Origin of the sequence: Mycobacterium kyogaense (assembly GCF_003254575.1) — a bacterium.
Taxonomy (GTDB): domain Bacteria; phylum Actinomycetota; class Actinomycetes; order Mycobacteriales; family Mycobacteriaceae; genus Mycobacterium; species Mycobacterium kyogaense.
The window spans coordinates 56,720-82,842 of record NZ_QJUA01000023.1 but is presented as its reverse complement, the minus strand read 5'-3'; the positions used below and the strand labels follow the sequence as shown (position 1 = coordinate 82,842).

The window sequence follows — 26,123 nt, the reverse complement described above, 5'->3', positions numbered from 1 at the left end:
AAGCAGGTACGCGATTTCTGCGTGAGTGAATATGAGCAACTCCCAAGGTGGAATGGACAGAACGAACCTGTCGCCACCTCTTCCCTAACTCAATCAGGGTCTCGCGCCCTTCTGCGACGTCATGCTCGGGTGCGAGATTCGGAGTTCCGCTTGCAACATAGCGGACGAAGCTCCGCCATGCGAAGTTGCCGCGCTCGCCGTCGTGACGTCAGACGCCGTCACCGAATCCCCTCGCACGCACAGCCTCACGAGTTCTGGTTTCGTGCCGGAACAGGGGCAGGCATCCAACGCCCCTTTCGCGAGGCGTCATGGGCGGCCGCGGCTGTCCGCTCCGTCGCCGTCATGCGCGGTGTTGATCGGTGACGTGTCGACGGAGCCTTGGCGGTCGAGGTCAACGATGGAAGCGTTCGGCCGGGGCGCCTGCCGTCGACTGATCACCAGTCCGAGGATCACGACGAACCCGCCGAATAGCTCGTTCCATCCGGTCTTTTCGCGAAGGACCACTGCACCCAACACCACCCCGACGACCGGAGTGAGGTAGGTGACCGACGCTGCGGACGTTGCGCCCCATGCAGAGACGATGTTGGTATTCCAGACGTATGCGAGCCCGGTGCCGACCACGCCAAGCACGATCACGCTCGTCACGGCCTGCCACGAGGGGTGGATCGGGTCCGCCGCCACGAAGGGCGTCAACATCAACATGATGACTGCGCCGAGACCGACCTGAATTGTTGCTACCGGGACCGCGGGCAGACCACGGGGCGAAACGAACCGTCGCAAATACACGAACGCCACGCCGTAGGACGCGGTGGCGAACAGGCAGGCAAGCTGACCAGGGATGCTGCCGTCGACGCCACCGCGCCACGGAGCCATCACTATCACGACGCCCACGAAACCCAGGCCCAAACCCATTCCCGCTGTCCGGCTGACAGGCTCGCTCCGAAGGGCGATGACACCAGCGAGGGCCGCCATCAAAGGGGTGGTCGCGTTGTAGATGCTGGCCAACGCCGAGGACACGTGCTGCTCTGCCCAGGCGAAAAGCGAGAACGGCACCACGCAGAGCAACACCGACACCACTGCGAGATGCGACCAGACGATGGCCTGTCGAGGCAACGGCTCTCGCCGGACGGCGCAGAGGGCGATGAGCGCGACGGCTCCGCACACCAGACGGCCGAGCACGACCTGCGAGGCAGACAACCCGGTCAGCCCAACCTTGATGAACAGAAAGCTGGCACCCCACGCCAGGGCCAGCACGACGAATTGCACGACGACGCCAGACCGTCCACGCCTCACACCATCTCCTTCTTCGAATCTCACGCGCGGCGCTCGGAAAGCCGCGCCGAGGCACCCCGGTTGCCGAGGATTTCCGCTCAGGCGAGCAGACGAGTGAATCGTCGCAGGAAGGATCGGCCGAGGGCTAGCGATTTTCCGACCTAACGGTTGTGGCGACGAACAACACGGCGTTCGACTGCAGCACGGGCTACCGGGTAACAGCGTCCATGGTGACACCAAATACGAGCCGTCTCGAATGTCTAGATGTGACACAGGCAGTCACGGCGTTGCCAGCGGGAGCCTCGGCAATAATTGGTTGGCCACGGTGGAGCGGTGTGCCACGTGGCCGCGGAGGAGATGCATCCCGATCAGCTGACCGTCTCGCCGCGCACGGTCGGGAAACGTACTGCTGCAGAACAGTTCCTGCCCGGCGCTGGCTATCCACTGCCGTGGACGGTCTTCAGCTGGCGACGAGGTGATCCCGCTGATGCCGTTAGCTGCTCGCAATCCGAATCCCTCGCAGCCGATCTGGGTGAAGTCATTCTGGCCGTGCGCGTCATCGACACCCAGGGCCGAATCTACGACCGCATCGGTCGCGGTGGCGAGCTGGGCTCCTACGGCGAGTGGATCGAGTTGTGCCTGGCCAACAGCAAGGACATCCGCGACGTCGCGAGCCTGCGCGCGATCTGGGACCAGGTACGCGTGCTACTTCGCGGTGACACTCCGGACGTCATGAACCACGGCGACCTTGTCCTGCCCAACGTTTCTACCGCCAGTGGACACCTCGCCGGGGTCCTCGACGTCAGCGGCTCCAAGGCCGCCGTTCCCGCATTGGCCTTCGTATGCGCCTGGCACCTGCGCGATACCCCGCGTCGTGAACTGCCGCGAAACCACACCTCGGGTGTGACGGCGACTGATGGCGCCGCAGACGCGGATAGCCATTCCAGCAGGCCATCGGCGCTCGCTGGTACTGCGTCGACAGCGACCCGTCATGAGCACCAACTGACGGCCCACCCTCGAACGGATCCAAGCCGACATTGAGGCCTAACGGCACCGACTCTTGTCGTAGAACGAGACAGAATTCGATCGACCTCGACTCTCTCCATGCGAGATGGGTGATTGGCTTGTAGACAACGCACTTTGAGATCCAGAGGCGGACTTCGCCGCCCTCGGAGGAGAAGTCCGACCCCGTTACGCTGTACGTCTCGACATTGTGTCTCTGCGGTTCGTTCGTCAATCTTGAGAAATGACAATGGCTGCTGCGGGGCAACCCTGCGCGGCGGCATGAAGTACATCGATGTCGTCGGGTTGCACCGAGCGTTCGGTTCGCTTTGCGCGTCCGCTGGAGAATTGGAAGTGTTCCGGCGCCAGGACTATGCACAGGCCTGCACCGATGCATCCGCTCGACACTTCGGCCTGCCAATTGTATGTGGAAATAACCAGTCTCCCATTGATTTTCAGAAATGGCCACGACAGACGTGCGCAAAAGTTTCAGATGCTTTCAGCTCAGACAGGGCGGTGAGCACGCGCGCTTCGCCGATCCAGGCCAATTTTAGGTGGAGGGTGGCGCCGGCCAAACGACACCGACGCTCTTCATGCCTTGCATCACATCCATGTCTGGGTTTGATTGTAGGACTTCCCTGAACCTGGGGCTTCCGACGACTACAGACTTGAACGACCGCAGGAATGCGTCGATCTCCTCGGCCTCTCGCTGGGGGATGCTGAACTCCTCGAAGGCTGGAGTCACAATGTCGTTGAACAGAGCGTCCCAATATTCTTCGGTGATACCCATGCCGCGATGAGATGTGGCCATATCCGGACCGTGGTAGGTGTGGGGACCGCCCCAGTGCATACCCAGGAACTCAACGAAGCCGCTGATCTCCTCTTGCACCTCGGCTTCGGTTTTGTGATTCCACACATGGCCGATGGTGGGGTTCAGTATTGCTCGTGTCACGAGGGTCCGCGCCAGGAATTGGACCGCCTCTAACCCCCCAATGCGGTCATAGAGGCTTGCTTGCTCGCTTGCTTGTTCGGTCATGTCTCTCCTCATATTTTGATCTGTGTACACATAGTGACGTAATTGGCGTTGGCGTGCAGGGTCAGTCCACGGTCGTGATCGCGGGATGCCGATGCTGGTACTGAACGCGGATCCCTACGGCCTTTCGGTCTCGGGCGATCACGTCGGACCAATCGGTCGCCCAGTCGAAGGTGTCTGTAAAGCGGGGCCACTCAAAGGACTGAACGGCCTTGTCGTAGTCATACATCGGTGAGAGGAGCTGATCGTTGGCTTCCCGGTAGCGCTCGGTGTCGGCGGTCATGACGTCTCGATATCGGCGCAGTTGGGTGTGGTGGGTACTTCGTTGAAGCGATCGGCGATCCACGCCATGCTGCGTTCGCCGTCGACAAACGGGGGGAGCAGCGTGTTGATGTCGAGTTTGTTGAATAGCGGTGGCTGTTCGTTGGTCCACAACGTCACGTCGCTGCCCTTGTGGCAGTAGTCGAGCGCTGTTTGGCGTGCGGATTGGTAGGGAGCGAAAGGATCCCACCGGTTGTGAGTGATGTAGATCGGTCCCTCGGGTTTCAGGTCACCGAGCCGCTGTTGAGCCAGAATGCTCTTGAATGGATCGACGGATACCATCGCGGCGAGGTCGCCCTTGAAGTACGGCTGCAGATGACGGAATGCGTAGTCGACAGCGCCCTGGAGAAGGCAGGTGTGGCCACTCCAGTCCAGCATCTGCACTCCTCGTGGCGTCAGCGAGTCCCGAATGGGCTGTTCTGTCTCCGGGTACGAGGCCATGATTCCTCGCAGCACGTACCCCAGCGCAACAGCTAAGAAGTTGCCGTCGATTCCAGGGATGGCTGCAGCGATGTCGGTGATCGGTCCGCCCGAGTATGTGCCGACGACGCGCAACTCCGGTCCGTAGGTTGGAGCGAGTTCGGCGGCAGCAAGCGCTGCGGAACCCCCGGAGGCCCATCCCCAGAAGGCCACCGGCCCAGTGAGATTCAGGGAAGTGCCGGGTAACTTCTTGGCAGCTCGCGCGGCGTCGATCAGTGCGGTGCCTGAGGCGATGCGGTTCATGAATTGCGGTGACTGGGGTCCGTGGATTCCCATGCCGACGCCATCGGTGACCACGATGGCGTAGCCGCGGGCCAGCAGCGTGGCAATGAAGCCTTCTTCGTAGTTGAGCATCAGGTCGAACCCCTGGGAGAAGTGGATTCCCTGGTTGAACATCCGTGACGGTGCGCATTGTTCGCCCATCCCGTAGGGCCCGGTGGCGTAGGCCAACAAGGGGCGGGGTCCGTTGCCCGGCCAGGGCACGTCGGGTTCTATGTAGGTGCCGGTCACTGCGACAGCATTTCCGCGAGCATCGGTGCTGCGGTACATGATTCGTGTGCCCGTGCCCACAAATGAACCCAATTGACGGGACGGTTCCAGAACGAGCCGAGAGGGCTCAGTGCGAATGAGGTCTCCTGGGCCACCGGTGGGTAGCGGGTCTGGCGGCGTGTAGAACGCTTCGTACATTCGATCGTCGGCATGGACCTTTGCCGGACTGACTACCGCGGGAGTGACAGCGACTGTCGACGTAACGGCCATGAGAACAACCAGTTTCGCGCATGACGCGGTCCACCTGGACAGGCCCCCGCAGAGCAGCCACCGATTAGTGCCGCGGAGTCTCCTTCGATGGCGAATCGGTGAGTGTCCGGCGTGATCCATTGTTGACCTTCCTGTGTGGTGGCGCGGCTGTGGCGAGCAATCAGGCGAACAGCCCGATGGAGGGCGCCCACCGAAACGGAATCGGCGTCTCTGCAGGCACGCCAAGTAGCCCATGGGTAGCGTTGGGTATAGGGATGGTGCTTACGCTCGCACCATTGCTCAGTTCCGCGCGTGGGCGGAGGAATCAGTACAAGCAGCCTTTGTCGATAGCGATGGGTTCAAGAACTGCCCTGTGATGATCGCGGCTCGGAGGGCTTGCAAGGACATGTGTCGTGCGCGCGTCGATGTCGTTGCGATCCAGCACGCTCCCGTCCGCCACGAGCCGTTCGAGAGCGGCGAGCCAGTGCTCGTAATACGACCATTGCGACGCCGCAGGGGCGCTGGCCAAGCGCTCCCACGCTGCGATCGACTCGATCAGTGCTCCTTGAAACTCGGCCCATTGGTATGCGCCAGCTTGGTGGAGGGCCACCGCTAAGGCGAATGCTCTGATTTCCCAGGGCTGCTCGAACGGTCTTTCACCGGTACGTCGGCCTGGGAGGTCACAGACGAGAGCGTCGACGGCGAGCCGACGGTCTTCGGCGATGTCTTTCAACGTCTTGCTCATTGCGCAGCCTTGACGGGGCCGACACCGATCATCGAGTCCCGGGTCACGAGCTCCGCGAGTTGCTCTTCGCTCCACCCTTCCGTGCCGGCAGGACGCTGCGGCAGAACCCAGTAGCGCATTTCGGAACTCGAGTCCCAGACCTGAATCTCTGTCGTGGCGGGGATGATGTAACCGAATTCTTCGGCCAACACCGAGCGTGGATCGCGCACGATGCGAGCCCGGTATTGGGGTTCTTTGTACCAGTTTGGTGGCAGCCCCAGGACGGGCCATGGGTAGCAAGAACACAGAGTGCATACGATCACGTGGTGGAGCTTCTCGGTGTCCTCGAGAACCACCATGTCTTCGCCTTGCAGGCCGCCGATCCCCAGCTCACGACATGCGTTGGTCGCATGCTGCCGTAGCCGAGTCCGAAACTCCGGGTCCGACCACGCCTTCGCGACGACCTTCGCCCCCAACTGTGGGCCGACTTCGTTCTCGTAGATGTCGACGATGCGGTCTACCATCGATGTGCTGATGACCCCTTTTTCGATCAGCAGCGACTCCAGCGCTTTGACTCGCGCGGCAATCTCCGCCTGCGATGGCATATCACCATTCATGCGCTGGCTCCCTCTCCGGCTGTCGTCGCCAATTCGATGTACGGTTCCCACACGTCAAAACACACCGAGGCGTTCGGGTCGCCAAAATCAGCCCCCCACAGTTCCTTGCTCGAGAATGCGATGGTGTACACGTGCTCGGGGTTTTCGCCGAGTCCGTTCCCCGCTGTGTCGGGGTAGATGAATGCGCCGTGGTGGGCCATGATTTCACCGGTCCTACCACGTACGTATCGTGCTCGCCGAGTGTGGCCGAATGGGCTGCTTTCGATCACATATGCCTGGTCGCCGACTGAGAATCGCGGCGCCCTCTCGATCTCCCGGGCGGCGGTCGCGCCTGTCGGGACCACAATGTTGATGAAGTCGATGAGTTCTGGAGGCTGCGAGTGCTCCGGTAGGGGAGCATCAGGGTCCTCCAGGTAGTACTGGGTACGCCGGTCCAATTCTGCTGGATCTACCGCGCCGGCCGCGATCGCGTGGTTCTCTATCGAATGCAGCCAATGCTCGTAGTAGGGCGCTTTCAAGTATATTGCTGGATCCATCTTTTCGATCCCGTGCCTGAAGGCGTCGACGCCGAAGTATCCGGCCCTGAAGCAGGCGGGAAACATCGTGAAGACGTGCCTTTCCCAGTCGGAGTGAAAAAGCGGTTCGTCGTCAACCACGTTGACCGGACCCAGTCCGTCAGTTCCACCCAGGTCGAAAACTCCGTTCATGGATAGATCTCCTCAACTCGTCGGTATCACGCGGGCAGTGGGGGTGTCTGGAGCGTTCACCGCGTGCGGCGCGGGGAATCCGCCGCAGAGCATCTCGAAGGCATGTCCGGCCCGGAGTACCGTCGCATCGTCGAAGTGTCGGCCAACGATCATCAGCCCCACCGGCATTCCCTTGTGTTGCCCGGCCGGGATCGACAGAGCGGGATGGCCAGTCACATTGAACGGCGCTGTATTGGCCAGCATGCCCAGTGCTGTAGCCACATACGTGGCGCGTTCGACTCCCGGCTGAGGCAGGGCGGTGGCCACGTAGGGGACCGTGGGCATGACCAAGAGGTCGAAGTCTTCGAGAGCGGTGCCGTAGGCGGCCATGATCTCAGGCACGAGATTGCGCGCCTTGCCGTAGCTTGCGCCGCCCAGGGCGTTGACTCCATGGTGACCACACAGCGCGACGAGCTTCACAGACTCGGAGAGCTCGTCGGCATGCACGACTCGACGCTGTGCAAAGTACGCCATCTGGTCAGGATCGTAGAGACCGGACGCGTTGAGTCCGTAACCGCTGCCGTTGAGCATCTGGTATGCGCCACCGTCGGTTGCTATCACGTTCCATACGTGGAACGCATTGAGATGCCATGGAATACTGACTGACTCGACTATCGCGCCAATATCAGAAAACCGCTCCGCTGCTGATCTGACGATGTCGTCAACCTCACTCTGCGATGCGGCATGGCCGAATCCTTCTGCGAGGATACCGATCCTGAGTCCGGCGACGCCGGCGTCGAGCCCGCTGACATAGTCCCCGACAGTTACTGTGTCGGACTGCCTCGGGTCGGCTCCGTCGCGGCCGGCGATCACCGACAACATGTGGGCCGCGTCCAGCACGGTTCGGGTGATCGGGCCGACATGGTCGATGGTCCGCTCGATAGGGAAGGCTCCGGTGTACGGCACCAGTCCGAAGGTCGGTTTGTGCCCGACCACCCCACAGAACGCGGCCGGGATCCGAATGGAACCGCCCTGATCCCCGCCGAGCGCCAAGTCGACGTCGCCGTTGGCGACCAAAGCCGCGCTGCCACTGGAGGATCCACCTGCTTCTCGGTCGCGGTCCCATGGGTTACGCACCGGTCCGGTGGCTGACGTGAAACTAGAGCCGGAAAAACACAAATCCTCACACACAGCTTTGCCGGCCACCACCGCGCCCGCATCGATCAGCCGGGACACGACGGTGGCATCACGGTTGGGCACGAAACCTTCCAGTGCTCGCGAGCCGTTCATCATCGGTACGCCGGCCACCGCGATGTTGTCCTTGACGGCGAGGCTTCGGCCGACGAGCGGGCCGACCAAAGTCGGGTCGCCAGCAATACGACGTGTCGTGACATACCAGGCACCCAGCGGGTTTTGACCCGCGTCGGGGAACTGATAGTCGCGGCTGACCACATCAGCGGGCTCGGTGTCGTACAACCCCTCGACCACATCGTAAGAGGCGAGTGCACCGTCGATGAGCTGAGCGAATTCTTCGCGGTCAGCCGCGTCCAAATGCAAACCGAAATGTGCGGCGGCAACAGCAATCGCGTCGTCGTCGGGCCGATCGACCGGCATAGTGTTGTTCTCCATTCGCCTGGTGAGGATCTGCATTTCCACGTGTGTTCGGGGATTCGGTTCGCGTTCAGTGGGATCGTCGCCGGGAAGCCCGTCGCGCCGTCACCGCATTCACGGTGGAGCTTCCCGGCGACGATCGGTCATCCGTCGGTGGGCCGTCCGGGCCCGAAAACTCGGGCCCGAGCAGACGGGTATGCCACTCCGACGTTCATCTCTCTGGCCTTCCTGACAGGTCGTACCGCGATGGTCTTGGTTCGCTACGCAAAGTTAAGTACGCCGTCGACTTTATGTCAATTGGTAGCGACATATTGCCGCAATTCCTCGGAGCTCGATCACTGCGCGCGATCCGGTTGCAGCACTGTTTGGGCCACTGCTTGTGTCGTCGACTGATGCAGCGTTGGCCGTGAATCGATCATCAATCATGTTGTTACACAACGGATCAATTGTTCACGCGGTCAGCGGGGATGTGGTCGCCCACCGCGCGACTCGGTCAGCAGGATCGGACGGCGAACCGGAACCCGCCCACAACGCTGAGACTCCGCGTGCTCTAGCAGCTTGAGGTGGACAGCTTTCTTCCCGTCGTCGGCCGCCGCCGCGACGGCCCTCGTATAGGCAATGATTGCTTCGTACGTGGTCTCCGTCAGCGAGCTCAACGGTGGTGCGTGCCGTGTCACCGCGGCCCGGTACCTCGATTCGAGCTCACGGTGGGTGTCAAGAAGCCCTTCGAAGTAACCGAATGCCGACCAGACGCCATCGGCATCGGTTGCACCGATCAATTGCTGAGTGGCCTCGTCCAGGACCAGAGCCAGGGTGCGGGTGCTGGAGCGCAGTCCATTGAGGGCGCACTGCCGCTCGAAGGCGACTTCGTCACTGCCTACAAGGGAGGACAGAATCAGTTCAGCGCCCGAATGCTCGATGGCCTCCAATGTCGCTGAGAAGTCGGTGGTACCCATCGGATGATAGTTCTCACCCGCGACCGAACCACCGTTCTCCGCGATCACCCGTCGGGCGGACCAGTGCGCTCCGTATGACCAGCAGTATTGGTGTCCCACCAAAAACCAGCGCTGAGCGCTGGTTTCCTTCATCAGGGCGGGCACTGCGGCCCTCAGCTGTTCAGCGGGACGCTCGCCGAGCCGGACGACTCCCGGACTCGACAAGCCGCCCTCATTGAGCACGGTGTGTATCAGAATGGTGTCGGTACGCCGAATCGCTGCTGCCACGGCATTGAATGTCGCCGACGTGACGCAGGCGAAGATCGCGCGACAGCCGCCACGTATCAAGCGCAATGCGGCAGTCGTGCCGGCCATCGAATCGGAAGCGTCATCACCGACGAGTAGTTCCGCCGTCGTGCCGAGGATGCCTCCGTCGGAGTTGATCTCCTCAATTGCCAGTGTGGCCATGGTCTCCGTCGCCTGAGCGAACACCGCCGCCGGACCAGATTTGCTGACCAGCAACCCAATTCGATGACTGCCAGGACGGAGCGACGGCGGCGATCCGTATCCTCGGACATTCGCCAGCCAGGACACACCCTCCTGGTCGAGACTCGATTCCAGGGTTACCCGAGTCCCGCTTCCGTCGGCGAAGAAGCGGGCCACCAGCCGACCGCGCCACGGTTGATGGTGAACGATCAGCACCGATCGTCCCGGCTTGATCGCCGCGATATGACCCAGAAGTGCGACGGGCGCGGTCACCAATCCGGAACCGCCCTGCATCGGCAAGGAAACTGCTATCGCTGAGCCCGGGATGAAGCGGTCACACTGAAACTCCAATAGTTCGCCAGCGATGAATCTCGCGAACGCGACGGGAACGGGCTCAGGTGTCACAATTTGAGCGGTTACAGACAGGATCGCCACACCCACACCGCCTGGGTCCGTTCTACGGTAGTCGGGGACTAGCCATGCTTACGCGTCCGCGCGACAGCGCTGGCATCGGATTCGGCGCCCTGGACATCCGCCATCGACTCCACGCCGGTGGTCAATGCTCGCTCGAGAACATCACGCAGGAACATCAGCGCGTCATTTGCCGGCCCGACAGGATCGATCGAAAACAGGCGGCTTCGACCATCTCGACGCTCCACGATCACGCCCGACATTTTCAATGCCTTCAGGTGCGCCGACACCGTAGTACGGCCCACGGAGTGAATTTGCTCGCTGATGAACCCGGCACTGCACTCACCGTGCGAGGCCAGCGTGTCCAGGATTTGTCGCCTGACCTGGTCGGCAAGGGCAGCAAAGACCAGTTCTTCGTTCCGCTGCGTTGACATCTTTTCTCACCGCCCCACACACCACCGTCACTCACATATGTCGAACTCCGTCAACATATCGGATAGGGCGTCAAAACGAAAGTGCGCGTTGCGGCGGTTCGACCCAATACCCGTCTGCTGTGAGCGCGACCTGCGCAGAGCGAGCCCCAAGGCGAAAGTCGCGAAGTCGGCGTAATGCATCGGCGTGCTTGGGGGAACGTTGTCCAACTCGGTCCTAGAGTTGATCTACTGCTGCTGTACCTTACTTCCCGCGGTGTTGCGCCATCGGTAGCCAGCCCAGCCCCACGGCCCTGCAATTCTTTGACGCAGACACCTACCACGGTTGCCGCCGCAGCCATCGCTGCCGCACTCTGTCTCACGGCCCCACCAGCCCCGCGCTCACCTCGTCGGCTCTTGGACGTCTATTTGTAGGGTAGGCGGTTCTCAACGCAGTTTTTCAAGGTGGACGTCGTCCACTAACGCCGCGACGAATGCAGCGGATCCGCTGACGTTGGTGGCCATCAGATGCGCGTCGGTATAGACGAACCACGACCGATCATCCGGCCACAGATTGCCTGGCGTGTTTGCCAACCCGCGCCCTTCGTGCCCCGGCGGGGTCGTTGGCCGTAGTGAACACCTGGCTACCACGCTGCAGCACAAGGCGTAGGCCGGCCGTGCCCATCAAGCGTCGAGTCTGTTCACGGCCCAGGTGCCCACCGCGACGTTCCATCGCCAGGTGCATTTTGTTGACCCAGGGCGGTCCAGCTCCGCTGCGAAAAACACAGGCGCGGACTTCAAAATCTGATTGGCTCTGCGTAAGTCAACGACTTCTCGCTCGAGGCGGCGGATCTCACACGCTCAGCGCAGGTCGTACCCGGGCCGTTCGCCATCGACTCTCGCCTTGCGCCGCCACCGACGCAGCGACTATTTAATATGCTGAGTTTGCTCGACGCATCCTCAATCCCCTCGCCAGTCAGTCCTCGGCCGCCAGGTCGTCACCTCGGCGCGGCTCGCGAACGATGTCCTTCGCAGCCCCAATTCCGAACAGCCACGTGTTCCGCGTTCCGTCCCGCACGCCATCGGGGTGCAGCACCCGCAAACCTTTCGAATACAGTCGCGGGCAGCATCCTACGGCCGCGGGATCACACTGCCGCGCAGGGGTTTAGTCGCCCGCTAGCACCAGGGCGGCCAGAACGTAGCCGCGGTCCGCGTGGTCCATGACGTTCAACCCGTAGCGCGTGTAGGTGCAGTCAGGGAGGGTCTCCCAGCCGAAGATGGTCACCCCCAGTATCGCCTTGTCGGCTGAATCTCCGTAGCCGACGTGTAGCTTCGCTTTCCCAGCTTGATAGCCCATCTCGTGCAGCACCGGCAGTGGATCCTCGAACGGGATGAAACGCGCGGTGTGTTCTTTGTAGGCCGTCGTCTCGGTATTCGCGCGCAGGGCCAGATCATTCAACACGGGGTCGAGCTGAAACGGTGGACAGGTGCCGCGGAGGGCGTCGACCTGCGTCCGCAAGCTAGCGGTTGCATCGGCGGCAGCCGAGGGGGCGCCGAAGAACATCGCCACCGTCGCAGTCGTTGCTGTCAGCGACCAGGCCGTCAAGGTACGGGCTTGGCGTAGGAGTTTCCGCCCACCCTGTGGCAATGCGTCAGGAGAACCGCTGATGTGTTCGTCATCGTTTTCATGCATTGCGAGATGTGCCATTTTCGGGCGCTTCCCCCTTTGCCGGCGTGATGTTGACAGCGTGATCTGCGTAACACTAGCATACGTTGACCGACGCGTCGGACGGGGATTGATGAGTTCGTCAATACGCCGCCTGGCCGAGGGGCCAGCAGCCACAACGGTACTTGAGGGAAGGGCGCACGGTGATCGAAAGCCCTGTGTGGGAGCTGATTTCAGCGTCGTCGAAGCTTGGTTGGGGCCATGCCCTGAGTGTGCAAACGAAGTACACCAACCTTGTTTCCCGAGTTGGAACGGGCGGTCATGGCTACTGACAACGCGGGCCTTATGTCGGCGCCGCCCGAAGCCGAGTCGCAGATGGCGGGAAAAGCGGTGCGACCGAAAGCCGGGTTCAGCGCCATCGGCATGGGAAGAATCTTGAGCGCATCGCGCACCCTGATGCGCAAGCCTGTTACCAGTGCCGCCACAGTGGGCCGGGCCGTACTCCTGGCGGCATCGGTTCTTCGCTACTCGGTCTCCGACACCATCCGTCTGCGGCTGCCGGTCGGGGAGCTGGTGGTACAGGCGTGGACCCTCTACAAAGTGACGGCGTTGCCGGCGATCCTCATGGCGGTCCCTTTCGGCGGAATGGTCGCCGTACAGTCGTCAGGTCTGATCAACCAAGTCGGGGCGAACTCGCTCGTAGGAGCCGCGAGCGGCGTGGGCGTCGTTCGTCAGGGCGCCCCTATCACCGCAGGGCTGCTCATGGGTGGGGCCGCCGCCGCGGCCATCGCCTCCGACCTGGGTGCCCGTGCGATCCGTGAGGAATTGGACGCGCTGCGTGTCCTGGGCGTCGACCCTGTCCGCAACCTCGTCGTGCCGCGTTTCCTCGCGCTGATCCTGCTTGCTCCTACTCTGTGCGCGATCATCATCGCGTCCGCCGTCGTCGCGTCGTACTTGCTGGCAATCATCGTCAGTGACGTGACGAGCGGCAGCTTTTGGGCATCATTCGGCGCCTTCGCGAAGCTCGTGGACGTGTGGTTCGCCATGGGTAAGGCGACGGTTTTCGCAGCGATCGTCGGCATCGTGTCCTCGCTTCGCGGTATGGAAGCCAGAGGAGGCCCTCGCGGCGTAGCTGACGCCGTCAATGCCGCGGTCGTACTTAACGTCGTCGGGATCGTCATCGCCAACCTCGTCATCACCCAGTTGCAGACGATGTTCTTTCCGACGCAGGTCGCCTGATGAGCGCTCAGGACGCCGCTCGGCACGCAAGTCCCTCCACTCACCTCGGTCGGCTGACACGGTTCGCGGCACCGGCAACCCGCGCCATGGAATCCTTCGGACAGGCTCTGCTGTTCGTGGGCCAAGTCCTTTATCTGCTACCTGTGACGTTGCGTCACTATCGCCGTGAGACGTTCGCGAGGATGAACAGCCTCGCGTGGGGTCGCGGATCAATTCTGGTCGACGGCGGCGTGATCAGCGTCCTGGTCATCCTCGGCATCTCCATCGGGGCTTCGATCGCGATTGAGGCATTCGCCGTCCTGAATCTCCTGGGCTTTGGGGCACTGTCGGGAATTGTGGGCGGGTTGGCGAATGTGCGCGAGATGTCACCCCTCGTCGCGGGGATCGCGTTCGCAGCACAGGCCGGTTGTCGGATGACAGCCGAAATCGGCTCGATGCGAATCGCCGAGGAAATCGACGCGGTAGAAGCGATGGGCCTGCGAGCGATCCCATTCGTCGTCGGGACCAGGTTGATCGGTGGACTGACGCTGGTAGTGCCCGGCTTCCTCCTCACACTGCTGGTCAGCTTCTTCGTGTCCAACACCATGATCAAAGTCTTCTACGACCAGCCCGGCGGAACGTATGACCATTACTTCGTGCAGTTCCTGTCACCGACGGATCTGTTCTACTCGGTGGTGAAGGCCGCAGCGTTCTGCGCGGCGGTGACCATAATCCATTGCTACTACGGCTATTTCGCTTCAGGCGGGCCGGCCGGAGTCGGTCTGGCGTCTGGCCGTGCGGTACGAGCGAGTCTGGTGGCAATCATGGTGATCGATTTCCTACTCACCGTTGCCCTCTGGGGTCTGAAGCCGAACTTCGTCTTCAAGGGATGAGGAACACCTGATGACGGACCTGATCCGAACCTCTGCGGAACGACAGAAGAGAATTCTCGTCACCATCGGAACTTCCGCGGTTGCGCTGATAGCAACCGTTGCAACGGTTCTTGCGGCGTCCAAACCGTTCGGCGACGATCACCGAGCTGTGGTATCGGTTGCGATCGACACGCCGTATGTTGGGCAAGGGGTCGTCCCCGGCACTCCGGTCATCATGCATGGAGTTAGGGTTGGCCAAGTCGACGACGTCGATAGTCTGTCGGCTGGCGGGGTGCGTCTGCGCGTCGACCTGCAATCGAAACCTGTTATCGGACTGACCGACAATGTCGGCATCGACTTTCGGCCCGCGAACTATTTCGGCGTCACAGGCGTTAATCTCATCCCCGCCGACGGCGGTCAACCTCTGCGCGATGGAACGCAGATCAGGGTGACGCCGAAGGGAAATTTCGCGTTGCAGGCGTTGTTGTACCGCCTGGGCGAACTCTCTGATCAAGTGGTCACGCCGCAGCTCATCGACGTCGTCGAACGCGCGACCCGATACACCGACGCCATGACCCCGTTTCTGGAGACGATGATCATCGTCTCCACCTCCGTGACGAACGTACAAACGGTCAGCACTGAGAAGCTCCTGCGCAATACGACCGGTATCAACGCTGCCTTCCCGGGCTTCCTCGATGCCTTGATCGGAACCGGCGACCTGTACCTGCATGCCGATATTGGCGTTGGATTCGACTCCGAGAAAGACCTGCGCAACAACGAGTTCCTTCCCTATTACACCGAACAGCAGGTGAAGTACTACAACGAAGCTCGCGAGAAGCTACGCACCAATCCCGACGAATTCGTCAAGGGCCGGCTCAAGGAGTGGCTCAAGGGCGCGGAAACCGACCTGTTCAGCGCCATGGGTCGCTTACTGTCCACCCATGTCAACGACCTGTTCCCCGTCGTGGACCAAATGCGCGTTCTCGTCGATACAGTGCCCGCCTTGGTTCCCGCCGGAGACGTCGAATACACATTGCGCGAACTCCGCACTCGCCTGGAGCGCATGTATGAAGGCTCGGGAGAACAGCGGGCGTTGCAGGTACGCCTGATCCTCGACGAGCTCCCCGGTGTGGCAGTTCCGATGGGGTTGGTCTTGGGGGCTGCTCAGTGAACAGCATCAAGCCATTCGGCGCGTTATGGCGCATGGTCCTGGCGGCGTGTGTCAGCGTCATATTGATCATCGTGGTCGTGAACGTCATCACCCAGCCGGTCGAAGCGGAGACACGCGTCTACAAAGCCGATTTCACCGATATCTCTGGACTCCACGAGGGCGCCGACGTCCGCGTGCGGGGGGTACGTGTCGGGAAGGTGGGTGCGCTAGGGCTGAAGAGGGCTGACGGGCGCACCCTCGCCGAAGTGACCTTCACCATGGACGAGCACTATGGCGTCGTAGCCGCGACACGCCTCGCAATCAAGTTTCAAGCCCTCACAGGTTTGCGCTACCTCGACGTGTCCAACCCGGCCGAGGACGATACTGCACAACAGTCGATGACGTCGGTACCGACAAGCATGACGCAACCATCGTTTGACATCACCGTTTTGTTCAATGGACTGCAACCGGTGTTGGCGACGCTAGATCCTGTGCAGATCAACACCTTTGCCGACAACGTGGCGTCCTTCCTCGCCGGAGACGGCGGCGGTTTGGGGCCGGTGCTCGAGAGCATTCGAAAATTGACAGCGCTGGTGTCCGACCGAGAGCAGGTCATCGCCACTCTCGTGCAGAACCTCTCGACGCTCGCCAACGGTGTACAGGGACGGTCGCAGTATCTCGTTGAGGTGCTCGACCTGGTGAAGGTCCCCATTGAGTCCGGCATGACCGTCCTCGACGAATTCCGCAAATCGCAGATGTACGGCCCGGATTTCGTTTCCGAGGCCTTGCGTCTACTGAAGGCTGCGGGCCTGGAGCCCGACATCAACATCGAGACGGCGCTCGACAAGGCGTTCACAAACGTGTACGACAACCTCGACGCGGTCAAGCGAGTACCGGTCATCTGGGAGAACCTCGAGCCACCACCGGTTGACGGCTCTCCCGCGCCATGTTCGAAGGGTCGGGCGGAACTTCCGCTTCCGGTAGACGTCTTGCTCAACGGTACCAAGGTGGTTCTATGCAATCAGTGACGCGCCGACTGACCAATCCGATGTTCTGGGGTGTGGCCACGATCGTCATGGTGACGGTCGTCGGGCTCGTCGTGGCGTGGGTGTATGTCAACCCGCCGCGGCGTCAGATGGTCACCTTCTACACCGACGACGCCGTATCGGTCAGCCCGGGCGACACCGTGCGCATCGCCGGTGTCATCGTGGGGAAGGTGAAGGACCTGATCATCGAACCCGACAGCGTCCAAGTCCGAGCGACCGTCGATGGCGCGGAGTTTATCGGTGACCAGTCGCAAATCGAGGTTCGGATGCTGACGGTGGTCGGCGGTTACTACGTGTCCGTGATTCCACTAGGAGAGCGGCCGCTCGGTACACGTCCGATCCCGAAGGAACGTGTCACCATGCCCTACAGCCTCATTCGAACGTTGTCTGACGCCACCAAGATCACCAACAACGTCGACGCGACGCCGCTCAACGAATCCATCAATCGCCTACAGCAGGGCCTCACCGGGACGAACACGGATGCTCTCACCCAGTTGATCAACGCCGGCAACGCGGTTACAGCCAACCTCGATCGGCAACGTGGCCAGATCACCAGCATCCTGGAGATGTCGAACGAGTTCATCGGTCGGTTGAACGACAATCGCGAGCTCCTGGACTACCTACTCAGGCGGGTTGCCATCCTCGAGCAATCTCTGGTCCTGTACGGCAAGGGATTCGCCACGGCAATCGACGGTCTCGGGGAAGTCGGACGACGCCTCGATCCGCTTACGCGTTTCTACATGCCACACCGCCAGGACTTCCTGAACCGGGTTCGCGGCATCCTGGGGGAGTTCCAGGCCATAGCGGATCGGAACGGCATCGTCGTGCGCGTCCTGCGCCGAATTCGATTCAGAATGGAGCGCACACTGGAGGCGCAAAACAATTTCGAAACTGCACCCAGATTCGGCGGAACCCCCGGTGCACCCGAACTGTTCGCAACGGATCTCTGCATACCGGTGGAGGGGGCACGGTGCTGACCGGGCGGGAGCGGCAACTCCTGAGGCGGCGCGTTGTCGTTGCCCTCGCCGCGCTGCTAGTGACGCTTGGGTCGACGTCGTGCGGTCGGGCGGAGAACACATCAGCAGCCGAGTACTGCGCGGTGCTCTCCGATGCTGTCGGCCTGTATCGCGGTAACCCAGTAACCCAGATGGGATACAAACTCGGCACTGTGGAGACGATCGAGCCACGCGATTCCTACGTTGAAGTGCGCTTCACGATCGACCAAGATCGATCCTTCCCCGCCGACGTCCGGGCGGTGGTCCGCTCGCCCTCCATCTTGGCCGACCGATCACTCGAACTCGTCGGCAACTATGCAGGCGGTCCCAAACTGGCTGCGGGACAGTGCATAGCAAGAGAGCGAACCGCGACACCAATGAGTATCTCGCAGGTGATCGGATCTGCGACAAACTTTGTCAACGCGATCACGCCGGACGGCTCGACCAATCTGCAGGACGCACTGCGGGGCATCGACGAGGCGGTGACCGGGAACGGACAGGGCGCAAATGAACTCATCACGCGATCATCGGCACTGCTGGACAACCCGGACCGATCCATCGCGGAGCTGGGGTCGATCACACGCAACATGGCCGAGCTGACCACGATGCTGCGTGACAATCGAGAGTCATTGAAACAGATCGTGCTTGCGATGCCCGTGACGGGCGAAGACATCACGAAGGCGGCTGCCGGCGCGGCCAACTTGGCCCACCCGCTGCCGGAGGTTCTTCAGCTGGTCAACGACCTCGAGTTGGAGCTCGGCCCCGAGGTGCAGCTGGCATTGGACAACACCTCCGAGACCCTTCGGATACTGAGCCCCCATTACAAGGGACTCGCGAACATACTCAATCCCTTACCCAGATTCATCAGTGGCCTGAACAACGAGCCCGCAGATGCGGTGGCGGGTGGACTGGCCAAACACCTCAACAACCGCATCTTCGCGGTACTCCCTTACCGTCCGCCGCTATTCCGCATCCCGACACCGAACGGACTGTTCACGTGCGGGGTCCTCAACGCATCGATGCCGGGAAGCTGTGCCGACGTGGGAGGTAGGCCGTACATGGTCGATGTAGCGCTGTTGCAGTACGTGCTCGCGGAGGCTGCGAAGTGAAAATTGAATTCCGTGTACTCGTAGCCGCAGTGCTGTGTGGGCTCGCCACCTCCTGTTCGAACCTGAACATCGACGCGATTCCGCAACCCGGAAACGACCACCGTGACGGCTACGACCTGGTCGCCGAGTTCGCCAACGTACTGAATCTGCCGGACCGCGCGAAGGTCGTGATGGACGGCACGACTGTCGGTGTGGTCACCGATGTTCGGATCGCCGGCGACCACGTCGATGTGACGACGCGCCTCGACCGCGACGTGATCGTGCCGACGGATGTTCGCGCAGTGCTGCAGCAGGCCACGGTGCTAGGCGACATCTACGTAGCGCTCGAACCACCGCAGGACGCCGACCGCACCGTCGGCGCGATGACGCCCGGTGCGCGAATACCGTTGACGCAGACAATATCCCCGCCGCAGCTCGAGGACACAATCGCCCACATGGCGAACTTCATCGGGAGCGGATCCATCCAACGCGCTCAGAATTCGCTGATCCGCATCAACAGTGTCACTCCCGCCACCGATGAGGTCCGACGTGTCGTTTCACAAGTCACAGCCGACGTCACCGACCTGTCCGACAACATTGGAACGGTAGACACCTTGATTCAGGGCGTCCAGCAGACTGCGAACGTCCTCGCTGTGCGCACACCCGCGTTGAGCCTCTTGTTTTCACAGCAAGGAGTGGCCGGACTTGATCGAGATATGGTTCTAGCCAACACATTCGGCCGTCTTTTGCCATCACTGGGAACCATTTACAACGGCGGCTACTGGCTGGTGCCGCTGATCACTTCGCTCGCCAACGCCTTGGAGTCGGTCCAGGGGTCGAAACGGGCCATCGAAGCGGAGTATCCGTTGTACCGGCAGTTCATCATCGATTACTTCATGCGGCAGGACAAGTATCCGGCTGTCAACATCACATCCATTATCGGTCCCGATGGTCGCGAATTATCGGGAAATGTCGAGCAAGTTCTTCGAATGCTGGGAGCAGCGCGATGAACTGGCGGACTATCACGTCTTTCGTCGTGTTCTTCGCAATGATCGGCGCTTTCCTCAGCTACGTCGACTCGCTCGGAATCAGGGTGCGGCCGCCGGAAAACCGGACGACGCTATCGATGGACGTTTCAGACATCAACAGCCTGGAGCTCGATTCGAATGTACTGTTGCGCGGGGTACCTGTGGGCAAGGTGACCGGTATCGAGGCCAACCCCTCCCACGCGACCGTGCACTTCTACATCAAGAACGAGTACAGCGTGCCCGTCGACAGTGTCGTTCGCCTGGAGAATCTTTCGGCACTCGGCGAGTCCTATCTTGAAGTCGAGCCGCAGAGCTCGGGTGGGCCGTCCTTCAAGGACGGTCAGCGGGTGCCGACCGAAGCCATCAAGCAGCCAGCGTCGATTTCCGAACTCGGCACCAGCGTTGTGCGAGTGCTAAATCAACTGAACCCAGCTCAGCTGCACAACGTTCTCGACGAAGCGGACGTTGCGTTGCCGAACCCCTACGCCGTCCTGCCCAACCTCGAGCGGGCGAGCCTGCTTCTGCGCAACACGACTGTGGATCTGAACGGCAGGGGCAGCACGGTCCTCGACAATTCTCAGAGTTTGCTGGCGAACGCCGAATTCGTCGGACCCGCCCTGGCAAACTCCGCGCCCAGCCTCCGAGACCTCGGGCCGGCAATTCAGACGCTCTGGAACAACGGCAACAGCATCATGCTGCGCACCGACTCGCCGGGCAACGTGTGGATATTCGGACGCTTCATGCAGCGGCTTCAAAAGCTGCTCGATGACCGCGGTCCAGACATTCGCGTATTGACCGAGCCGCTGACGGCGAACATGCATGCGATCGCGGCGTCGATGACCACCATCAATTCCAGCGAGATCCTCGCCAACCTGTTGCGAGCAGTACCGGCGGACGGGGTAATCAACCTTCACGTCACAAACGCGGGGGGTTCGGTCGTCCCTGCGACCCCCGACCTCGTGCCGCAGGCCGGTGCTTCTGCGAACGTGGCGGGGCCGCCCGGCCAGGGCCCGGTGGGCAGCCCTTCGCCTGCGCTCGAACCTCAACAGGGGGCGGCTGAATCGTCGCAAGCGGCCGAGAGTACACCGACAGCCCCCCACAACGAAGGCGGAAACTGATGCTGAGTACACACGTCAAGCAGGACGGAACCCCGATGGCCACACAAGACGAGGACACCGACGGGTCGGCGACCAACGAGTCGAGCTCCGGGACGGAACCGACGGCCGAAACCGGTGGTGAACCCGACGAGTCCCCTGACACAGGCGCCGCTTCGGCGCCCGACGGCGGCGAAGATCGGACAACGAGGAGGACGTTGCGACGGGTCTCGTTCTCGGTGCGAAGTCTCCTACTCGCCGTCGTGATCGCCGGGCTGGTGGCGGCCTGCGGTGTAATGAGCTGGCTGTACGTGGGTGCCGAATCTCAGCTCCGAGCCGATGAACGGCACGCGTTGGACGCGCAGCGCGCCGAACAAGTCGCGCTCGACTACGCGGTCAACGCCGCCGTCATGGACTTCAAGGACTTGGGCCCCTGGAAGCAAAATCTGGTGAAGGGAACCACCCCGGAACTCACCAGCAAGTTGACCGATGCCGCCAATGCGATGGAACAGATCGTCCTACCGTTGCAATGGACCTCGACCGCGAAGCCTCTGGCCGCCAAGGTTCGCTCGGACGCGAACGGCTTGTACGTCGTCGATGCCTTCGTCGGCGTGATGACCAAGACCGTGCAGGCGGCAGAGAGCCTACAGTCGACTGCGACTTACAGCATTACGGTGAACAGCAACAACAACTGGCTGATCAGTGACGTCGGCGGTATCGCCACGATCGTCGGCGACAAGTAGACGGCGCCAGCGTCATGCGCGCTCTGAATGGCAACGAATGATGAGCAGGCTCCCGACCGGCAGGCGGGGAGGACACGCCCGACACTGGCGCGTGGTCGCAGCGACAACAATGTCACTTGCGCTGGGATGTGTGACTCCCGCCGTCGCCGAAGCCGATCTTCTCGGGCAGTATCGCTTCCATGGCGCCAACGGCGACACGAGTACGTGGATCGTCACACCCTGTGCGCCGGGGTGCCTGGCGATCGGGGTGACGGACAACTCGAACGTCGCCGGCCGATACAACGGCAAGGCCAAGTACGAAGGCGGTCTGTGGCGGATGACGGTCGACGTTCCGGCTGGCGTGCGATGCGAGCTGAACCAGCACGTCTTCCCCGGGCGGCTCGAGTACTACTTCGACGCAGTCGCGTTGACCGGAACCAGCATCGCATTCCAGACCACGGCGAACTGCGGCCGGCCCTCGATGTCCCAGACCCCACCGGTGCCGTTCAGTCTGACGCCGCTCAGCTAGGCCCGGCAGACGGTCGCCAAGCGAGGATGGCGACACTCATCCGCGGTAGCTGCCGTCCCGATCGGGACACAGATCGCTCACGGCGACATCGACGATGCGGTTCGCCTGGTCCTCGGTCAGGTCGTACATCGGGGTCGAGCCAGAGTTGTATACCGTCTGACGCACCACGTCGACCGGGTCTTTGCCCTGAAGGAACAGGGCGCAAATTTCCCAGCCCCATTCCTTCAGGACGAGTTCTCCGCGCGGAGGGTTGATCCCGGCGGCGTTCAGCTTCTGCAAGTATGACTGGGTGTCGGCGCCCGCATGGCTCGACGCTGCTAAGGCTGCCGCGTTCAAGGTGAGTGCTGCGAGTGCTGTGATCGCTACTCGGGTCGCGCTGTTCAACATTGCCATCCTCCGGCGCCTTCTCGAAAGCGCATCATGCGCCGTCACAGACGTGCGAGCGCTCGATCTTGCTTCCCCAGTGCTTCACTCTCTGCTGCGATGGCCCGTAAATCCATGCGGTGTTTCGGGCGCGGATCCCGACACCCGTGTTCGACAAGTGCTGCCACAGTCGATAAAAGCTCTCGCCCTGATACAGCGGAAAGTAGTTGTCGTTGGCGAAATCCTGGGTTTGGGTGAGTGCCTGCGCTCGCGGCGCGAGGAACGCCACCGATTGCTCGACGTTGGCCGCGACGGCGTCGGCGTGCAGTTGCACGCCGGGAACCGTCCAGTCGTTGTTGGCATGTAGGAGGTCGAACCCGAAATCGTCCAACTGTCGTCGCAACGTCACGTACTGAGCGTTGAACCACTGACACATCTCACGCTCAGCGTTGATATCGGACTCCGTGACGTCCTTGCGCGTCTGGTCGTACGGGGACGGTGACATCGGTTGCCACCCGCTCGGGGTGGGTGTGAACGCGGGTAGCGGCAGCGGGGGAGGATCTGCGGGGTTCGCTGAAGCGCGGGCACCCAACCAGACGGCCACGGAGACCACGAGCAGCATTCCCGAGGTGATGACTGCCGTGATCCGCAGCGCCAACGACCATGCGGGCATGCGTGGCCACTCGTCCAACATCGCGTCCTCCCTTTCGGCGTCAACAGCGCAACCCGGCAGACGCTTCGTACGGAGACGGAAAGAGATACCTCGTGGCACCGAACAGCTTGCGGGTCGCGTGATCACTTTCTTGACCGTCCGTTTACGGTGTTGCTAGCATCACACTAACACTAACCGACCGTCGCGACGGTCGAACAAAAAGTGAAACCGGACCGCCCGCAATCCGATGTGGCCAGTGGCCTACCCGGGGCGAGCAATGATCAACGCGTTCAAGAGCGTGTGAGGGCGCTGTTCCGACATAAGAAAGAGGCAAGCGACATGACGCTCAGCAGCGTTCGACAGTCCACCAAGCCGCCGGCGACTGCGGGCATTCCGCTCGTCGGCACCGTGGCCCAGTTGATGCGCGATCCTCTCGGCTTCATGAAGGGCATGGACACCGTGGCTCCGGTCGTTCGCGTGCGCCTAGGTGCGCGCGACGTGTACTTCGTCAACCATCCAGATCTGATCAAGGAAGTGCTGGTCACGCGAGAGGGCGAGTTCTCCAAGGCGGGTATGGGCAAAGAGCGGCTCGATCCCTTGGCCGGCGACGGCCTTTCTCAGATCGAAGGTCCAGAGTGGAGCAGGGCACGCAAGATGATGCGCCCCGGCTTCACGCAGCGTTCGTTGGCGAAGATGTCGGAGAAAATGGTCGCGGCCATCGACGAACACCTCAACTCGTGGGAGTTGAAACTCGAAGCCGGCGAGACGATCAACCTGAGTTCCGAGCTGGCTGAACTGACCATGTCGGTCCTGACATCCACGATCTTCGGACATTCACTTTCGCTGGCAGACCGCAGAGCACTGGACCGTGATTTCGCTGATGCGAACCGGTGGATCAATTGGCGTTTGTGGACGCCGGGAGTGCCCGAGTGGGCTCCTCTCCCCGGAAAGCGTGCAGGCATGGCGGCGATGGCGCGCATAGACCGTGTTCTGGCGGACTTGACAGAAGAACGTCGCGCTCGACCCGAACTCTACGACGACCTGCTCTCGATGCTGGTCAACGCGACATCCGAGGACGACGGATCGGTGTTCGACGCCGGTCAGATCCGCGATCACGCCATGAACTTGCTCTTCGCGGGCCATGAAACGACGGCCATCACCAGTACGTGGGCCCTTGCGCTGATGCAGCAACATCCCTATTGGGAGGAGCGTGCCATTCGCGAGGTCGACGAGGTACTCGAAGGTCGCGCCCCCACGTTCGGGGACTGGCAGAAGCTGCCCGTCGTCAAGGCTTGCTGGGAAGAGGCCATGAGGATGTACCCACCTGCCTTCATCAACGGACGCTCCGCAGTCGCCGATTGCGAGTTGGGCGGGTACTCGGTGCCAAAAGGCACGATGGTGATGTTGAATGTCGTTGGTACACATCATCATCCGGATTTCTGGGATAAGCCTGACGAGTTCAACCCCGACCGTTTCCTGGACGACCGCGACAAATCGCGTCACATGTGCGCATACTATCCATTCGGTGTCGGCTCTCGAATGTGCATTGGTAAGTACATGGGCACCGTCGAGGCGGTGCTGGCCATCGCAATGATTTATCAACGCTATCGCCTCGTACTCGATGCGGGCGCGGGCATCGCTCCAAAGGTCAAAATGAGCATTCAATTCCAAGACGGCCCGTGGATGCGAGTGGAACGCAGGGCAGTTGCTGCGCCGACCAACGCACCTGTGCCGGCCTCGACCTGAACAATCGGAGAACTCAATGGCGCGTTTCACAGGCAAATCTGTGTTGGTCAGCGGTGGCGCATCCGGTATCGGTGAGGCCACCGTGCGGACGTTCGTCGCCGACGGTGCCAATGTTGTCATCGCTGATGTGAACGGCGACCTCGGCGAGAAACTTCAGCGCTCGCTGGGTGATTCAACGGTGTTCGTACCTCTGGACGTCTCTGATTCAAGTGCCTGGCAAGGCGCGGTGAATACCGTGGTCGATTCGTTCGGCGGCCTTCACGTACTCGTCAACTGTGCGGGAATTCAATTGTGCGGCGTCATCGACGAGGTCAGCGACGAGGACTGGAACCGCGTCATCGGAGTCAACCTCAGCGGCACGTTCTTCGGTTGCCGCACTGCGTTTCCGGCGATACGCGCTTCGGGCGGTGGTGCGATCGTAAACATCTCGTCCAGTGGGGTGCTCCAGGGTTATCAGCAATACCCGGCGTATTCGGCGTCGAAGGCGGGCGTGATGGCGCTCACGCAGTCGATCGCCGCGTACTGCCGTAACAGCGGTTTTGCGATCAGGTGTAACGCGGTGCTTCCGGGTGGAATAGAAACCCCTATGGTGCATGACGCGCTCCGCCGCGATTTCGGCTTGGACCCGGGGTCAGAGGTCGCCACACCGATGTTGGCCGCTCTTGGGCGTCCGTCTCAAATCGCCGATGTCGTAGCGTATCTGGCGTCGAACGAAGCCTCGTATGTCAACGGTCAATCGATCCTCGTCGATGGTGCCTCGACGCTGACTGTGCCCGCTGCGTCGATGACCCAAGCGGTAGCAGTTGAATGAGCTAGGGAGTAGAGAAATGTCTGAATTGCGATCAGTGGATGTTGACGGTACGCACGTGACAGTCGACAGGTCGAAGTGTATCGGCAGCGGGAACTGCATTATGTGGGCCGAAGCCACCTTCGACTTGGATGAGAGTGAGTTGGTGATCCTCAATGAGGGTGCTGACGACTCGGCGGATGCGATTGTTGAGGCGGCACGCAACTGCCCGGCCGGAGCCATCACCGCCGAGCAGAACTGAAAGCGCAGCCCTGCCAACTGCTCGCGCACCGGTCGGCCGGATAGCGAGTGGTTGTCGGGGAATGTGACGCCGCAACCAGATCGCCTGCCACACAGTCCGCTTACTCCTAAGCTTCGCCGCGCACAATGGTGATTCCCGGTCGGGCGGGCGCGTCGACGCCCATCCCCCGAATGGTTCTG

General features: G+C 61.6%; 28 protein-coding genes. 14 read left to right on the top strand and 14 right to left on the bottom strand.

What is annotated here, in order from left to right; genetic code table 11:
• Positions 1–306: 306 nt before the first annotated feature.
• Positions 307–1,293, bottom strand: coding sequence for a DMT family transporter (locus DMB80_RS16560; RefSeq protein WP_111510857.1), 987 nt, complete (start codon positions 1,291–1,293; stop codon positions 307–309).
• 321 nt (positions 1,294–1,614) lie between these two features.
• On the opposite strand from DMB80_RS16560, the gene DMB80_RS16555 reads away from it, so the two are divergent.
• A complete protein-coding gene (locus DMB80_RS16555; RefSeq protein ID WP_111510856.1) occupies positions 1,615–2,313 on the top strand; it encodes a phosphotransferase in 699 nt (232 codons plus the stop codon).
• 192 nt (positions 2,314–2,505) lie between these two features.
• On the opposite strand, the gene DMB80_RS28935 is transcribed toward DMB80_RS16555, so the two are convergent.
• From DMB80_RS28935 to DMB80_RS16500, 11 genes are all read right to left on the bottom strand, one after another.
• Positions 2,506–2,682, bottom strand: coding sequence for a ferredoxin (locus tag DMB80_RS28935; RefSeq protein WP_162938570.1), 177 nt, complete (start codon positions 2,680–2,682; stop codon positions 2,506–2,508).
• 142 nt (positions 2,683–2,824) lie between these two features.
• The gene (locus tag DMB80_RS16545; RefSeq protein ID WP_111510872.1) at positions 2,825–3,310 is read right to left on the bottom strand and encodes a group I truncated hemoglobin; all 486 of its coding nucleotides are present in this window, start codon (positions 3,308–3,310) and stop codon (positions 2,825–2,827) included.
• Between the two features lie 61 nt (positions 3,311–3,371).
• Positions 3,372–3,590, bottom strand: a complete 219-nt coding sequence (locus tag DMB80_RS16540) for a hypothetical protein (protein ID WP_111510854.1) — start codon at positions 3,588–3,590, stop codon at positions 3,372–3,374.
• The gene (locus DMB80_RS16535) at positions 3,587–4,867 is read right to left on the bottom strand and encodes a lipase family protein (protein ID WP_111510853.1); all 1,281 of its coding nucleotides are present in this window, start codon (positions 4,865–4,867) and stop codon (positions 3,587–3,589) included. Before DMB80_RS16535 ends, DMB80_RS16540 begins: the two co-directional genes overlap by 4 nt.
• Before the next feature lie 304 nt (positions 4,868–5,171).
• Positions 5,172–5,591 (bottom strand): nitrile hydratase accessory protein, encoded by a 420-nt coding sequence (locus tag DMB80_RS16530; protein ID WP_111510852.1) that lies wholly within the window; start codon positions 5,589–5,591, stop codon positions 5,172–5,174.
• Complete coding sequence (gene nthA / locus DMB80_RS16525) at positions 5,588–6,187, bottom strand: nitrile hydratase subunit alpha (RefSeq protein WP_111510851.1); 600 nt, start codon at positions 6,185–6,187, stop codon at positions 5,588–5,590. Before nthA ends, DMB80_RS16530 begins: the two co-directional genes overlap by 4 nt.
• A complete protein-coding gene (nthB, locus tag DMB80_RS16520; protein WP_111510850.1) occupies positions 6,184–6,894 on the bottom strand; it encodes a nitrile hydratase subunit beta in 711 nt (236 codons plus the stop codon). Before nthB ends, nthA begins: the two co-directional genes overlap by 4 nt.
• 12 nt (positions 6,895–6,906) lie before the next feature.
• A complete protein-coding gene (locus DMB80_RS16515; RefSeq protein WP_111510871.1) occupies positions 6,907–8,487 on the bottom strand; it encodes an amidase in 1,581 nt (526 codons plus the stop codon).
• Positions 8,488–8,942: 455 nt separating this feature from the next.
• On the bottom strand, positions 8,943–10,340 hold the full coding sequence (locus tag DMB80_RS16510) for an ABC transporter substrate-binding protein (RefSeq protein WP_111510870.1): 1,398 nt from the start codon (positions 10,338–10,340) through the stop codon (positions 8,943–8,945).
• Positions 10,341–10,378: 38 nt separating this feature from the next.
• Positions 10,379–10,750 (bottom strand): ArsR/SmtB family transcription factor, encoded by a 372-nt coding sequence (locus DMB80_RS16505; RefSeq protein ID WP_111510849.1) that lies wholly within the window; start codon positions 10,748–10,750, stop codon positions 10,379–10,381.
• Between the two features lie 1,141 nt (positions 10,751–11,891).
• On the bottom strand, positions 11,892–12,296 hold the full coding sequence (locus DMB80_RS16500; protein ID WP_111510848.1) for a hypothetical protein: 405 nt from the start codon (positions 12,294–12,296) through the stop codon (positions 11,892–11,894).
• Between the two features lie 519 nt (positions 12,297–12,815).
• Here DMB80_RS16500 and DMB80_RS16495 point away from each other — a divergent pair.
• From DMB80_RS16495 to DMB80_RS16450, 10 genes are all read left to right on the top strand, one after another.
• The gene (locus tag DMB80_RS16495) at positions 12,816–13,631 is read left to right on the top strand and encodes an MlaE family ABC transporter permease (protein ID WP_240431232.1); all 816 of its coding nucleotides are present in this window, start codon (positions 12,816–12,818) and stop codon (positions 13,629–13,631) included.
• The gene (locus DMB80_RS16490) at positions 13,631–14,503 is read left to right on the top strand and encodes an MlaE family ABC transporter permease (RefSeq protein ID WP_111510847.1); all 873 of its coding nucleotides are present in this window, start codon (positions 13,631–13,633) and stop codon (positions 14,501–14,503) included. Before DMB80_RS16495 ends, DMB80_RS16490 begins: the two co-directional genes overlap by 1 nt.
• Positions 14,504–14,513: 10 nt before the next feature.
• Complete coding sequence (locus DMB80_RS16485; protein WP_111510846.1) at positions 14,514–15,653, top strand: MlaD family protein; 1,140 nt, start codon at positions 14,514–14,516, stop codon at positions 15,651–15,653.
• A 32-nt stretch (positions 15,654–15,685) separates the two neighbouring features.
• On the top strand, positions 15,686–16,660 hold the full coding sequence (locus tag DMB80_RS16480) for an MlaD family protein (protein WP_111510868.1): 975 nt from the start codon (positions 15,686–15,688) through the stop codon (positions 16,658–16,660).
• Positions 16,648–17,655, top strand: coding sequence for an MlaD family protein (locus DMB80_RS16475; protein ID WP_111510845.1), 1,008 nt, complete (start codon positions 16,648–16,650; stop codon positions 17,653–17,655). Before DMB80_RS16480 ends, DMB80_RS16475 begins: the two co-directional genes overlap by 13 nt.
• A complete protein-coding gene (locus DMB80_RS16470) occupies positions 17,649–18,782 on the top strand; it encodes an MCE family protein (RefSeq protein WP_240431229.1) in 1,134 nt (377 codons plus the stop codon). The genes DMB80_RS16475 and DMB80_RS16470 overlap by 7 nt, the downstream gene beginning before the upstream one ends.
• Positions 18,779–19,771: an MlaD family protein gene (locus tag DMB80_RS16465; RefSeq protein WP_240431228.1), complete on the top strand. Its 993-nt coding sequence runs from the start codon at positions 18,779–18,781 to the stop codon at positions 19,769–19,771. The genes DMB80_RS16470 and DMB80_RS16465 overlap by 4 nt, the downstream gene beginning before the upstream one ends.
• Complete coding sequence (locus tag DMB80_RS16460; protein ID WP_111510844.1) at positions 19,768–20,907, top strand: MlaD family protein; 1,140 nt, start codon at positions 19,768–19,770, stop codon at positions 20,905–20,907. Before DMB80_RS16465 ends, DMB80_RS16460 begins: the two co-directional genes overlap by 4 nt.
• A gap of 35 nt (positions 20,908–20,942) precedes the next feature.
• Entirely contained in the window at positions 20,943–21,626 is a 684-nt protein-coding gene (locus tag DMB80_RS16455) for a hypothetical protein (RefSeq protein ID WP_420812190.1), read from the top strand.
• Between the two features lie 130 nt (positions 21,627–21,756).
• Positions 21,757–22,134, top strand: a complete 378-nt coding sequence (locus DMB80_RS16450) for a hypothetical protein (protein ID WP_111510842.1) — start codon at positions 21,757–21,759, stop codon at positions 22,132–22,134.
• Between the two features lie 36 nt (positions 22,135–22,170).
• Here DMB80_RS16450 and DMB80_RS16445 read toward each other — a convergent pair whose 3' ends face one another.
• Positions 22,171–22,527, bottom strand: coding sequence for a DUF732 domain-containing protein (locus DMB80_RS16445; protein WP_111510841.1), 357 nt, complete (start codon positions 22,525–22,527; stop codon positions 22,171–22,173).
• Positions 22,528–22,552: 25 nt separating this feature from the next.
• The gene (locus tag DMB80_RS16440) at positions 22,553–23,191 is read right to left on the bottom strand and encodes a hypothetical protein (protein WP_240431227.1); all 639 of its coding nucleotides are present in this window, start codon (positions 23,189–23,191) and stop codon (positions 22,553–22,555) included.
• Between the two features lie 297 nt (positions 23,192–23,488).
• Between DMB80_RS16440 and DMB80_RS16435 the strand changes: the two genes are divergently transcribed.
• Genes DMB80_RS16435 through DMB80_RS16425 form a run of 3 tightly spaced genes read left to right on the top strand, consistent with a single transcriptional unit; the run spans position 23,489 to position 25,944 of the window.
• On the top strand, positions 23,489–24,895 hold the full coding sequence (locus tag DMB80_RS16435; protein WP_111510840.1) for a cytochrome P450: 1,407 nt from the start codon (positions 23,489–23,491) through the stop codon (positions 24,893–24,895).
• A gap of 16 nt (positions 24,896–24,911) precedes the next feature.
• A complete protein-coding gene (locus DMB80_RS16430; protein ID WP_111510839.1) occupies positions 24,912–25,706 on the top strand; it encodes an SDR family NAD(P)-dependent oxidoreductase in 795 nt (264 codons plus the stop codon).
• A gap of 16 nt (positions 25,707–25,722) precedes the next feature.
• The gene (locus DMB80_RS16425) at positions 25,723–25,944 is read left to right on the top strand and encodes a ferredoxin (RefSeq protein WP_111510838.1); all 222 of its coding nucleotides are present in this window, start codon (positions 25,723–25,725) and stop codon (positions 25,942–25,944) included.
• The last annotated feature ends 179 nt before the right edge of the window (positions 25,945–26,123 follow it).

What these genes read in the sequence shown, in the direction of transcription:
- DMB80_RS16475 (WP_111510845.1), top strand. Translation starts at nt 16,648, where the DNA reads ATGCAATCAGTGACGCGCCGACTGACCAATCCGATGTTCTGGGGTGTG.
- DMB80_RS16430 (WP_111510839.1), top strand. Translation starts at nt 24,912, where the DNA reads ATGGCGCGTTTCACAGGCAAATCTGTGTTGGTCAGCGGTGGCGCATCC.
- DMB80_RS16495 (WP_240431232.1), top strand. Translation starts at nt 12,816, where the DNA reads ATGGGAAGAATCTTGAGCGCATCGCGCACCCTGATGCGCAAGCCTGTT.
- DMB80_RS16445 (WP_111510841.1), bottom strand. Translation starts at nt 22,527, where the DNA reads ATGGCAATGTTGAACAGCGCGACCCGAGTAGCGATCACAGCACTCGCA.
- DMB80_RS16455 (WP_420812190.1), top strand. Translation starts at nt 20,943, where the DNA reads ATGGCCACACAAGACGAGGACACCGACGGGTCGGCGACCAACGAGTCG.
- DMB80_RS16460 (WP_111510844.1), top strand. Translation starts at nt 19,768, where the DNA reads ATGAACTGGCGGACTATCACGTCTTTCGTCGTGTTCTTCGCAATGATC.
- DMB80_RS16545 (WP_111510872.1), bottom strand. Translation starts at nt 3,310, where the DNA reads ATGACCGAACAAGCAAGCGAGCAAGCAAGCCTCTATGACCGCATTGGG.
- DMB80_RS16480 (WP_111510868.1), top strand. Translation starts at nt 15,686, where the DNA reads ATGGTCCTGGCGGCGTGTGTCAGCGTCATATTGATCATCGTGGTCGTG.
- DMB80_RS16425 (WP_111510838.1), top strand. Translation starts at nt 25,723, where the DNA reads ATGTCTGAATTGCGATCAGTGGATGTTGACGGTACGCACGTGACAGTC.
- nthA (WP_111510851.1), bottom strand. Translation starts at nt 6,187, where the DNA reads ATGAATGGTGATATGCCATCGCAGGCGGAGATTGCCGCGCGAGTCAAA.
- DMB80_RS16435 (WP_111510840.1), top strand. Translation starts at nt 23,489, where the DNA reads ATGACGCTCAGCAGCGTTCGACAGTCCACCAAGCCGCCGGCGACTGCG.
- DMB80_RS16485 (WP_111510846.1), top strand. Translation starts at nt 14,514, where the DNA reads ATGACGGACCTGATCCGAACCTCTGCGGAACGACAGAAGAGAATTCTC.
- nthB (WP_111510850.1), bottom strand. Translation starts at nt 6,894, where the DNA reads ATGAACGGAGTTTTCGACCTGGGTGGAACTGACGGACTGGGTCCGGTC.
- DMB80_RS16440 (WP_240431227.1), bottom strand. Translation starts at nt 23,191, where the DNA reads ATGTTGGACGAGTGGCCACGCATGCCCGCATGGTCGTTGGCGCTGCGG.
- DMB80_RS16515 (WP_111510871.1), bottom strand. Translation starts at nt 8,487, where the DNA reads ATGCCGGTCGATCGGCCCGACGACGACGCGATTGCTGTTGCCGCCGCA.
- DMB80_RS16505 (WP_111510849.1), bottom strand. Translation starts at nt 10,750, where the DNA reads ATGTCAACGCAGCGGAACGAAGAACTGGTCTTTGCTGCCCTTGCCGAC.
- DMB80_RS16535 (WP_111510853.1), bottom strand. Translation starts at nt 4,867, where the DNA reads ATGGCCGTTACGTCGACAGTCGCTGTCACTCCCGCGGTAGTCAGTCCG.
- DMB80_RS16530 (WP_111510852.1), bottom strand. Translation starts at nt 5,591, where the DNA reads ATGAGCAAGACGTTGAAAGACATCGCCGAAGACCGTCGGCTCGCCGTC.
- DMB80_RS16540 (WP_111510854.1), bottom strand. Translation starts at nt 3,590, where the DNA reads ATGACCGCCGACACCGAGCGCTACCGGGAAGCCAACGATCAGCTCCTC.
- DMB80_RS16490 (WP_111510847.1), top strand. Translation starts at nt 13,631, where the DNA reads ATGAGCGCTCAGGACGCCGCTCGGCACGCAAGTCCCTCCACTCACCTC.